Source organism: Bacillus sp. FSL K6-3154 (genome assembly GCF_040869395.1).
Lineage (GTDB): Bacteria > Bacillota > Bacilli > Bacillales > Bacillaceae > Bacillus > Bacillus safensis.
The window spans coordinates 2,146,009-2,157,886 of the sequence record NZ_CP152033.1; the positions used below are offsets into that span (position 1 = coordinate 2,146,009).

Here is an 11,878-nt window from a genome sequence, read left to right on the forward strand (position 1 = left end):
ATTACTAAAATAAAGACTTTGAGACAGTGACCATAGAAGGAAGCATATTTATTATAAAAGATGTATAATTAGTAGGTTGTTTTGAAAATGGAATGAATCACATGGAGACATGTTTTGATAACAGAGCATCTTAGAAGAAGGAGGGCATCATTGTGGATGTTGGACAAAATCAGCCTGAACAATTGAAAAGGGCGATGACCTCCCGCCATTTATTTATGATTTCACTTGGCGGTGTCATTGGGACAGGCTTTTTCTTAGGAACGGGCTATACGATTGGACAAGCAGGGCCAGTCGGAGCTGTTCTTTCATATATTGTGGGCGGATTGATCATGTATTTAACCATGCTGTGTCTTGGTGAGCTGTCGGTTGCACTTCCTGTGTCGGGGTCGTTTCATACGTATGCGACGAAATTTGTCAGCCCTGCAGCAGGTTTTGCTGTCGGCTGGATTTATTGGCTCGGCTGGGCAGCAACGGTCGCCCTTGAGTTCTTATCAGCAGGGCAGCTGATGAGGCGCTGGCTCCCGCAAGTGGATGTGTGGATTTGGTGTCTCATATTCGGACTCTGTCTTTTCTTATTAAATGCCCGGTCAGCGAAAGCGTTCGGGGAGTCGGAGTTTTTCTTTTCCACCATTAAGATTATTGCGATTTTACTCTTTATTGGCGTAGGTGGAGCGGCGATGTTTGGGTTTATTGAAACAACGAGCGGTGAACCCGCCCCATACTTCAGCCATTTTGTGAGTGACGGGCTGTTTCCAAATGGCCTGCTCGCTGTTGTGGTTACGATGATAACAGTAAATTTTTCGTTTCAAGGAACAGAGCTGATCGGGATTGCGGCAGGAGAAAGTGAAAACCCTGAGAAAACCGTTCCCCGCTCGATTCATCAGACCGTATGGCGTACACTTGTCTTTTTCGTCTTATCGATTTTCGTCTTAGCCGGTATGGTGCCTTGGAAGGAAGCTAGTGTGCTGCAAAGCCCATTTGTTACTGTGTTTGAGAGAACGGGCATTCCTTTTGCGGCAGACATCATGAACTTTGTCATTATCATTGCTTTATTATCTGTTGCGAACTCTGGCTTGTATGCATCGACGAGAATGCTGTATTCCTTATCGAAGGAAGGAATGGCAGGAAAAGCGTTTAGACGCGTCAATCAGCGCGGTATTCCGATGAATGCCTTACTGCTCACGTTCCTGTTTACAGGGATTTCGCTGTTATCCGGGTTTTTTGCAGAGAAAACGGTTTTTGCCTGGATCGTGTCCATTGCCGGCATGAGTGCCCAGACAGGCTGGATCACGATTACATTATCACAGCTGCTTTTCCGTAGAAAATACTTGAAAGCAGGCGGAAAGCTGGAAAACTTAAAATTTAAAACGCCTCTTTATCCGGTGCTGCCAATCATTGCGATCACACTGAATACCATCGTATTGGTCAGCCTTGCCTTTGATCAAGAGCAGCGCATCGGGCTATATGTCGGTGTACCGCTCATGATCATTGGGTATATTGTCTATCACCGCTATGTGAAAAAGCATCAGGCACAAAGTGAGCCACTGAAGCTGCAAATCCATGGAGATGATGAGATCCGGTTTTAAAATCAAAAAACACTAAATGTAAGATATTTAAAAACACCTCTGATATCAATCTGAAGGTGTTTTTTTTTGAAGTGCAACTAACAACAAAAGTTAGTTCATATCCTGTTTAAAATCTTGTTGTTCAAAATGTTGGCGCTTATTCTGATATCCTACGTTATTATTACCCCAAAGCTTCTCGTAATCCCATCCTGTTAGCGCTTTCAAAACACTTCTCGTTTCATCATCAGCCTGTTCCATTGAACCATTATTCTTTAACCTATTAATTTCATTAATCATAATGGAATGAGTTTTCTTAGATAATTTAAATTTAAATGAAATGACTAAACTAATACCGACTAGCCCTACAGTTCCGAAAAACAGAATACCTACAATCCCATTTATTGCTGTCGTAGACTGTGTCGTCGCGCTTGCAACGAATCCACTTTCCTGTAAAATAACTCCTACCAAAAATGTGGCTAAAGCTGTAGTACTTTTGCGTGTAAACGTCATAATACCTGCAAATATTCCTTCTCTTCTTTTACGAGTGACCATTTCATCTACATCAGGAATGAAAGTGTAAATATTCCATGGTATATAATATAACCCACTCTTTCCGATGCCTAAGATAACAGAGAAAGCATACAGCGCTATAATCATATAAGCTGGTTGTGTGAAGTATAAAAATATATAACCGCTGATACATGTAATAATCGCAATATAAGATATTTTCAAAGATGGCGCAGGGCCTATTTTAATCACGAGCCAACCAAACAATATTGTACATACCATTTGAAGTAATGAACCAATAGATAATAAATCAGCTGCCAGCACTGCATCTTTATTTAAAGAAAACACAACAAAGTAGACAAAGACAGCGTTTAAAATATCCATGGCTGTAAACGAACAAATATACATCGTGAGGTGCTGACGGAAACTTCTTATTCTAAAAGTAGATGTTAAGTCAATGATGACTTTTTTGATGGATTCTATAGCAGGTACTTTTTCTACACCATCAGGTTCTATCATGTCTTCTTCTATTTTACGTTCCCATGTTGTTCTATGTGTAATTAATAATGCAGCCATAAAAATAAAGGTGAAGATAATCCCATTGTAAAGAAAAACTTGAGGTGAATCTTTTCCGAATATTTCGAATAATCTGCCTGGAATAAAGGTAGCTAAAAATGTTCCTAGTCCTGAATAGATTAATCTTATTGTTGAGAGCTTGGTCCGTGCATTAAAATCATTCGTCATTTCAGCTCCAAGTGTTTCAAATGGAATTAATACCATTGCTGCAAGGAATTCTAACAAAATATAAACCGTTAAATAGTACCAGTAATTCATATCAGAAATCCAAAGAAGGGAATAAATAATCATCAAAGGGCTTCCAACTAGCAAAAAGAACCTGCGTCTTCCAAATTTTTTCCCAAGTTTTGTACGACCAAAATTATCAGTGATATGGCCCATAATTGGGCTTGCTATCGCATCAATAATACGAGCAATTGCAATAATAGATCCTGCTTCAACAGGGGTAAGACCGCAGTATGTAATGAAAAAATATAACATCCATGCGCCTATTATAGCGAATGCTCCCCCTCCAAATAAATCCATTGTTCCATAACCAATATAATTTTTGAGTGTTAGTTTCCTATTCTCAGTCTGCATTCTTATTTCTCCTTTCCAAGCCTACTTATAAATTTAAAAAAACATATAAAATAAAGATGTATGACAAGGAAAAAAATAAAAATATTAAACACCTGAATACGCCATAAAACCTCCATCAACAGGAATTGTCACGCCGGTAACAAATGCTGACATATGATCATCAACAAGCCATAATAGGGTACCAAGAAGATCTTCTGGCGTACCAAACCTTCTCATTGGTGTGTTCGAAATAATCTTATAAGACCTCTCTGTATAATCTCCATCTTCATTTAGGAGAAGTTTTTTATTTTGTGAGGTTAAAAAGAAGCCCGGTGCAATAGCATTTACTCTAATTCCTGCCTCAGCCATATGAACAGCTAACCATTTGGTGAAATTTTCAATTGCTGCTTTTGCCGCGCTATAAGCAGGCACTTTGGTCATTGGAGAAGGGGCACTCATAGATGACATGTTGATGACAACTGCTCCCTTTTGATAAACCATATGTTTAGTGAAAATTTGTGTAGGAATGAAAGTCCCCATAAAATTTAAATCAAATACATTTTGTACACTATCTGTACTTAAATGAAAAAAAGTATTTACATTAGGATTAGTAAGATCTTCTGTTTGAAATATTTCGTTGGTTGTATTTGCACTGGAGTGGTTACCACCAGCTCCATTTATCAATATTGTACAATTGCCTAATTCCTCTGTTACAATCTTCTCGGCTTGTTCCACACTATCTTTATTCAGAACATCACATTTAATCGCAATCGCTTTCCCACCCATAAGGTTAATTTCTTCGGCTACCTTTTCGCCCTTTTCGACTGTTCTATTTAAAATAGCCACAGACACGCCATGTCTAGCAAGTTCCTTTGCCATGGCGCTGCAAAGTACGCCACTGCCTCCTGTGATGACAGCTACTTTACCAGCTAAATTTTTATTTTCTTGTATGTTTACCATGTAGCTTCCTCCTTTGCTTCTTTTCGTACAGACTGTTTATTTTTTAAAGCATCCCAAGCTCCCCACAAATACATAATTCCAAGTGCTCTATCATAAAGACCATATCCAGGCCTGCATTGTTCATCCCAAATGTGTCTTCCATGATCGGGTCTGCAATAACCTTTGAATCCGCTTTCATAATAAGCATGTATAATGGCTGAAACGTCTACTGATCCATCTTTTGATCGATGCGATGTTTCAACAAAGTCCCCGTTATCATATACACGTACATTTCTTATATGAGTAAATGGTATTCTATCAATAAATTCGTGAATCATAGAGACTAAATCATTTTCTAAATTTGCTCCTAAAGATCCTGTACAGAGCGTTATACAATGAGATGGGCTGCTATTTAGTTGTAAAATTTTTCTGATGTTTTTTTGGTTAGTTACTATTCGCGGTAGACCAAAGACAGGCCAAGGTGGATCGTCAGGATGAATAGCCATCTTAATATCATGAAGTTCTGCAATTGGAATAATCTGATCTAAAAAATATTTCAAGTTGGCCCATAAATCATCTTCTGTTATATTTTTGTAGGCTTCAAAAAGTTGGTGGAGGTGATGTAACCGCTCTGGTTCCCAACCTGGCATGGTTAAACTGGAGTTTTCACTAATTTTATTTACTAATTCTTTCGGATCAATATCTTTAATTCGACTATGTTCATAAAATAGAGCTGTAGATCCATCAGAAAGTGTTTTATTTAAGTCTGTACGGATCCAATCAAAGACAGGCATAAAGTTATAACATATGACTTTAACACCCACCTTTGCTAGCTTCTGAATTGTTTTCTTATAATTTTCTATGTATCGATCTCTAGTTGGAAGTCCGAGCTTAATGTCTTCATGAACATTCACGCTTTCAACTACTTCAATATGAAGGTTATGTTTATCAGCTAATTTTTTCATTTCTAACATTCTTTCTATTGGCCACTCTTCTCCTACGGGCACATCATGCAGTGCCCAAACAATTCCTTCCACTCCTGGAATCTGCTTTATTTGTTCCAGTGTGATCGTATCGTTTCCTTCTCCAAACCATCTGAATGTCATCCTCATCTACCATCACCCCTAATGTTATTTAAAATAATTTGGATATTCTTTCTTCAATAATTCTTTATCAACAAGTGCAATTTTCAAATGCTCTTCCATGATTTTTTCAGCTTTATCAGCATCTTGATCTTGTATAGCTTTGAATATATCCACATGTTGGGAAAGAATATTATCCCAATTATAATCTGTTACTAGCCTTAACATGCGACTCCTATTAAAGTGTACATTCATCTGTTGAATAACTAACCATGTTTTTTCTTTTTTACACCGTTTGAAAATAGTTCTATGAAACTCCTCATCTAATTCAAACATTTTTTTATAGTCTTTTTTCTTAACGCAAATTTTTTGCATACTTAAATTCATATCTAAATCATTAATCAGCTCTTCAGAAAATCCCTGACAGGCTAGTCTAATCACTGCCTTCTCGAGATGTTCTCGCATAAACCGTGCTTCCTCCACAAGGTTCAAATCAATTAAAGAAACAAAAGTACCTCGTTGAGGATAGATACTTAATAATCCTTCTTGAGATAATTTTAAAAAGCTTTCTCTTACAGGAGTTCGACTAACATTAAATTGAACGGATATTTCTTTTTCAGAAATATTTGTCCCAGGTGGAAGCTTCAGGCTTAATATTTGATCTTTTAGCATATTGTAAACTTGTTCCCTCGTAGAGAGGTTTTGGTTTTTAAAATCAATATTCATTATTCTAATCTCCTTTCTCTAACATACTACCATACAAGTAGATTAGAATGGTAGCCATTAATTTCATTTTTCTGAATACTTCACTGTGAGCATCTCTTGATGATTCCACTATGTAAGCCATAATCAATCATAAAAGTGGGGGATATTAAAAAGAAAATTCAAAAAACTATACAAAATTCAAAAAGATTAAGTTATAATGTTTTTGAGCTACCATACTAGTATAACTAGAATATTAATAAAACGAACGGTACTCTGATCTATCAGCTAGGTGAATTATTCAGTTTTTTGAAAGCGCTATCTCATTATTAGAAGTGAAAATTTATCTTATTGCAGAAGGGAAAGATTGATATGTCCAACATCGCCATTATAGGAACTGGATCTATTGCAACTGCCCATATCGAGGCTTATCTTGCAATGCCTGAAATCAGTAAAATTGTAGCTTTAGCTGATATTTATCCTGAAAAAGCAATGTCTGCAGCAACAAAATATAACCTGGAAGCACGAGTTGTCGCTAACTACCAAGAATTATTGAATGATCCTACGATTGATGCCGTTTCCATTTGTACACCTCCTTATATGCACGCAACCATTGCCATCGATTTTCTTAAAGCAGGCAAACATGTTTTAGTAGAAAAACCTATGGCTTCTTCTCTAAAAGAATGTGACGAAATGATAAAAGCATCTATTGAAAGCCAAAAGCTTTTATCTGTTGTTGCTCAAAACAGGTTTATGACGCCCATTATGAGATTAAAACATGTCCTTGATCAAAACCTAATTGGAAAAATCGCTCATACTCAAGTTGATTCTTTTTGGTGGCGTGGTCATAGTTATTATGATTTATGGTGGCGCGGTACATGGGAAAAAGAAGGTGGAGGTTGTACACTTAATCATGCTGTCCATCATATTGATATGTTGCAATGGATGTTAGGATTGCCGACTGACATTTTTGCAGCAACTAGTAATACCTTGCATGATAATGCAGAGGTTGAAGACCTTTCTATTGCTGTACTTCGCTATGGAAATGGTAGCTTAGCACAAGTAACCAGTTCTGTTGTTCATCATGGAGAAGAACAACAATTGATTTTTCAAGGTGAAAAAGCTAGAGTATCTGTCCCATGGAAAGTAAATGCTCAAATAGCTAAAGAAAATGGGTTTCCTCAAGAGAAAAATGATGAGGATTTAGAAAATCGTATTCAGGAAGCTTTTCATCAATATCCGGAATTACTATTTGAAGGGCATAAAGGACAAATAAATAATTTTTTAATGGCTATCAAGGGTAACCAGAAGCTTTTAATTGATGGAACAGAAGGAAGAAAAACACTAGAACTTATTACAGCCATCTATAAATCTGCAAACCAAGGTGTTCATGTGAAGCTTCCTCTTTTAGCAGACGATCCTTTTTATACACGTGAAGGAATGCTCGCGAACGTTAAGCATTTTTATGAAAAACAAAGCAGTGTAGAAAATTTTTCAGACGATACGATAACCGTTGGAGGAAATTACGAGAAACTATGAGTCTAACGTTATTAAATTATTAAAAATAAACTGGAAGCTAGCTAGAGGAGGAACAATCATGCAGAAAAGTGATGGAATGAATTATGCTCCTAAGGGAAAAAGTGCCCCTGTCGTTACAGAAGGACAATTCGTCATGGCGGCTATAGGTCTTGATCATGGACACATCTATGCAATGTGCAATGGATTAACTGAGGCTGGGGCTACATTAAAATGGGTTTATGATCATGATCAGAAAAAAGTACAAGAATTTTGTAAAGCATATCCGGAGGTACAGGCAGCCAAAAGTGAGAAAGAAATCCTCGAAGATCCAGATGTTAGGCTCGTGGCAGGCGCAGCCATTACATCTAAACGCTGTGATTTAGGGCTGCGTGTTTTAGATCATGGTAAGCATTACTTTACGGATAAATCACCTTTTACAACGTTAGAACAATTGGAGCTTGCTCGTAAAAAAACAGCTGAAACGGGACTTAAATGGGCTGTTTATTATAGTGAACGTTTGCACGTGGAGAGTGCCGTATTTGCTGGTCAATTGATTGAACAAGGAGCCATTGGAAAAGTGGTACAAGTTCTTGGAACTGGCCCACATCGTAGTAATGTAGAAAGCAGACCAAGCTGGTTTTTCGAAAAGGAATATTATGGAGGTATTCTATGTGATATTGGCAGTCACCAAATTGAACAATTCCTTTTCTATTCTGGCGCAAAAGATGCAAAAGTTGTACATAGTAAAGTGGGCAATTATAAGCATCATCAATATCCAGAATTAGAAGACTTTGGTGATGCTACTTTGATTGCTGATAATGGGGCTACAAACTACTTTAGAGTAGACTGGCTGACTCCTGATGGCCTTAGCACTTGGGGGGATGGGCGCACATTCATTCTTGGAACAGATGGGTATATTGAAATTCGCAAATACGTAGACATCGCAAGGGATAAAACAGGAGACCATTTATACTTAGTAAATCAACAGACAGAGCAGCATTTTTCTCTAAATGGAGAAGTAGGATTCCCTTACTTTGGTGAACTTATTTTAGATTGTTTAAACGGTACTGAAAATGCTATGACTCAAGAACATACTTTTAAAGCTGCAGAACTTTGCTTAATTGCACAACGAGACGCAATCTACGTAAATACGGAGTTTGAATTAAGTAAGATCTAAAAAAGTGAGGTGTTATTTTTGTTAATAACACCTTATTTCATTTAATTGATTTTCTAAACATAAGTATAGAGGTGACGATATTGTCTACATTCCTAAGCGAAGATATGATGCTTAATCATGAAAGTTCAAAAGTTCTTTATCATGATTACGCGAAAAATATGCCAATCTATGATTTTCATACGCATTTAATGGCTGATGACATTGCTGCTAACAAAAAATATGAAAATATGACTGATATTTGGCTTAATGGAGATCACTATAAATGGAGGGCGATGCGATGGTTAGGCGTAGAAGAAAGATTGATCACGGGGAATGCAAGTGACAAGGAAAAATTCTTAGCTTGGGCGCAAACGGTTCCATATACAATAGGAAACCCTCTTTATCATTGGTCACATTTAGAATTAAGTCGTTATTTCAATATAAATGAGTTGTTCTCAGAAAAAAATGCACATCAAGTTTGGGATATTTGTAATGAGAGATTAAATGAAAGTAACATGTCCACAAATGGAATTTTAGAAAAATTTAATGTAAAAGTTGTGTGTACGACTGATGATCCAATCGATACTTTAGAAATTCATCAAATCATACGTAAAGATGTAGGAATTAAAACTATGGTCCTACCTACATTTAGACCGGATCATGCTTTAAATATTGAACAATCAAATTTTGTAAACTATATAGAAAAATTAGGTGATTCAATCAACGGCGCTGTTTTAACATATGAAAACTTTATCGCTTCATTACATTCGCGAATTGATTATTTTCACGCGAATGGATGCAGAATTTCTGATCATGGTTTTGAAATATTTCCATTTTCACCAGCTACTGAACAAGAAGTGTCTTCTATATTTGTACGTGCTCTGCAAGGAAAAACACTATCCCTAGAGGATATCAATAAATTTAAAACAAACACTCTTCTTCACCTGAGTAAAAAATATCATTCTCTTCATTGGACCATGCAATTACACATAGGTGCTTTAAGGAATAATAACACACGAATGTTCAAGTTAACGGGGAAAGATAGTGGGTACGACTCTATGTCTGACTTCCACCTAGCAAGACATTTAAATGGTTTTTTGAATGAATTAGACAAAGACAACCTTTTACCTAAAACCATCATCTATAATTTAAATCCCGCTCATAATGCGATTGTGGCCTCTACTATAGGGAATTTTCAGTCTTCTGATGCCAGAGCAAAAATTCAATTTGGATCCGGGTGGTGGTTTAATGATCAAAAAGACGGCATGCTAGATCAAATGAAAACATTATCTAATATAGGTTTGCTTAGCACTTTCGTAGGGATGCTTACAGACTCCAGAAGCTTTTTATCGTTCCCTCGCCATGAATATTTCAGAAGAATCTTATGTGATTTATTTGGGACTTGGATAGAAAATGGTGAGCTTCCAAGGGATTACGAATTTATAGGAAAAATAGTCAAAGATATTTGTTATCACAATGCCGTGAATTATTTTAATATTGAAATAAATGAGACAGTACCAATGAAAACGAATGAATAATGCAGTAAGATAATGATCATAAATAAAGTAAAAAACTGGACATGATGTACTCATGTCCAGTTTTTTATTAATGAACGCCTTTCATCGCTTTCTTAATCACTGGTGTCAGTAATAGCATCACAATGCATAAAACGATGGCCAGCAATCCGATGATACCGAAATAGACGGTTTCCGGCACTTTATCAAACAGTTTGACTACTTGCGCATTGATCGCCTGTGCCATTGCATTTGAAAGGAACCAAAGGCTCATCGTTTGCGCTGAGAAGGCAGCAGGGGCCAGCTTTGTTGTCGCTGACAGTCCAACTGGTGATAAGCAGAGCTCTCCGATCACGACGAGGAAGAAGCTCAGAACGAGCCATAATGGGCTCACAAGTGTGTTCGGACCGGACATGTATGCAGGAATGATCATGATGATGAAGGATAACCCTGCAAACAGAAGACCGAGTGAGAATTTAATCGGGGTAGACGGCTGTTTCTTCCCAAGTCTGACCCATAACCAAGCAAACACTGGAGACAGCAGCACAATAAAGATTGGGTTCAATGATTGGAACCATGAAGACGCTAGTGTCATCCCAAGGAAATTCAAGTTTGTTCGTTGATCTGCATATGTTGCTAAAATGTTTGAGCCCTGCTCTTGAATCGCCCAGAACATCACGGCAGCAAGGAACAATGGAATATAAGCGAGAACCCTGGATTGCTCCACTGCGCTCGTCTTTTTACTGAAATACATGACAATGAAATAAACAATCGGAATGAGTACACCAAGGGCACTAACAAACCAAGTGAATAGATTAATTGTGAGTGCGCCTGTTTGAATGCCAATGACAGCAAAAACTGCGAGCAAAATCACAACCAATGATCCGTAAATTTTGAAGTTCTTACGTTCGGCAGCTGATAATGGATTTGTCACATACGTGCCGGCAAGACCAAGGTTCGGTTTTTTTGTGACCACAAATGTAATAAGTCCAACAAGCATCCCCACGGCAGCGAGTGAGAACCCGAGGTGGAAATTCACTTTTTGACCGAGTGTTCCGACAATTAATGGGGAGATAAAGCCACCCATGTTGATCCCCATGTAGAAAATACTAAATCCAGAGTCCCTGCGAGGGTCTGTTTTTGTATACAGGTCACCAACAATGTTTGAAACGTTTGGCTTGAGAAGACCTGTCCCGATAATAATCAGTCCCATACTAATAAAGAGCGCTGTTGCTCCGCTTGGCAAAGCCAAAATCACGTGGCCGAGCATAATAAAAACTCCGCCATAAAAGACCGTACTGGATGATCCAAATACCCGGTCGGCGAGCCATCCGCCAATCACTCCTGACATATAGACAAGCGCACCATAGACAGACATGATCGAATTGGCTGTCGTCTGGTCAAAGCCTAGACCGCCTTTTGTCACCTCTGTGTACATATAATAAATAAGCAGTGCACGCATGCCATAATAGGAGAAACGCTCCCAAAATTCAGTGAAAAACAGTGTGTAAAGTCCTTTAGGATGTCCAAAAAACCCTTTTTGAGGAACACTTTTAACAATTTTATCGTGATCAATTGTAGACATGGCATAGATCCTTTCTTAAAAAAAGAGATATGAGAAAAATGATATTCTTGTATAGTTCTTGTGTCAATATAAAACTATTCTAAAACAGGAAAATGTTAGTTCAATAGGCGTAAAGACTCAAAAAATTGAAAAATTCTTTGAAGTGAAAATTATCGGAAAGTTATTCCGAAAGAATT

9 protein-coding genes are annotated in these 11,878 nt (G+C 37.6%); 4 read left to right on the plus strand and 5 right to left on the minus strand.

Annotated elements, in window-relative coordinates; genetic code table 11:
• Positions 1-194: 194 nt before the first annotated feature.
• Positions 195-1,586: an amino acid permease gene (locus tag MHH61_RS10985; RefSeq protein ID WP_051149986.1), complete on the plus strand. Its 1,392-nt coding sequence runs from the start codon at positions 195-197 to the stop codon at positions 1,584-1,586.
• A gap of 90 nt (positions 1,587-1,676) precedes the next feature.
• Here MHH61_RS10985 and MHH61_RS10990 read toward each other — a convergent pair whose 3' ends face one another.
• From MHH61_RS10990 to MHH61_RS11005, 4 genes are all read right to left on the minus strand, one after another.
• Complete coding sequence (locus tag MHH61_RS10990; RefSeq protein WP_024427295.1) at positions 1,677-3,227, minus strand: MFS transporter; 1,551 nt, start codon at positions 3,225-3,227, stop codon at positions 1,677-1,679.
• Positions 3,228-3,311: 84 nt separating this feature from the next.
• Positions 3,312-4,166, minus strand: coding sequence for an SDR family oxidoreductase (locus tag MHH61_RS10995; protein WP_125587092.1), 855 nt, complete (start codon positions 4,164-4,166; stop codon positions 3,312-3,314).
• Positions 4,160-5,257: a mannonate dehydratase gene (gene uxuA / locus MHH61_RS11000; protein ID WP_125587091.1), complete on the minus strand. Its 1,098-nt coding sequence runs from the start codon at positions 5,255-5,257 to the stop codon at positions 4,160-4,162. The genes MHH61_RS10995 and uxuA overlap by 7 nt, the downstream gene beginning before the upstream one ends.
• Before the next feature lie 18 nt (positions 5,258-5,275).
• The gene (locus MHH61_RS11005) at positions 5,276-5,953 is read right to left on the minus strand and encodes a GntR family transcriptional regulator (RefSeq protein ID WP_125587090.1); all 678 of its coding nucleotides are present in this window, start codon (positions 5,951-5,953) and stop codon (positions 5,276-5,278) included.
• 348 nt (positions 5,954-6,301) lie between these two features.
• Between MHH61_RS11005 and MHH61_RS11010 the strand changes: the two genes are divergently transcribed.
• The 3 genes from MHH61_RS11010 (at position 6,302) to uxaC (ending at position 10,141) form a co-directional block, all read left to right on the plus strand.
• On the plus strand, positions 6,302-7,468 hold the full coding sequence (locus MHH61_RS11010; protein ID WP_125587089.1) for a Gfo/Idh/MocA family protein: 1,167 nt from the start codon (positions 6,302-6,304) through the stop codon (positions 7,466-7,468).
• A gap of 58 nt (positions 7,469-7,526) precedes the next feature.
• Positions 7,527-8,624: a Gfo/Idh/MocA family protein gene (locus MHH61_RS11015; protein ID WP_024425518.1), complete on the plus strand. Its 1,098-nt coding sequence runs from the start codon at positions 7,527-7,529 to the stop codon at positions 8,622-8,624.
• A gap of 80 nt (positions 8,625-8,704) precedes the next feature.
• Positions 8,705-10,141 (plus strand): glucuronate isomerase, encoded by a 1,437-nt coding sequence (gene uxaC / locus MHH61_RS11020; RefSeq protein WP_125587088.1) that lies wholly within the window; start codon positions 8,705-8,707, stop codon positions 10,139-10,141.
• A 67-nt stretch (positions 10,142-10,208) separates the two neighbouring features.
• Here the strand turns inward: uxaC and MHH61_RS11025 are convergent, their stop codons facing one another.
• Complete coding sequence (locus MHH61_RS11025) at positions 10,209-11,702, minus strand: peptide MFS transporter (RefSeq protein ID WP_125587087.1); 1,494 nt, start codon at positions 11,700-11,702, stop codon at positions 10,209-10,211.
• Positions 11,703-11,878: the final 176 nt, after the last annotated feature.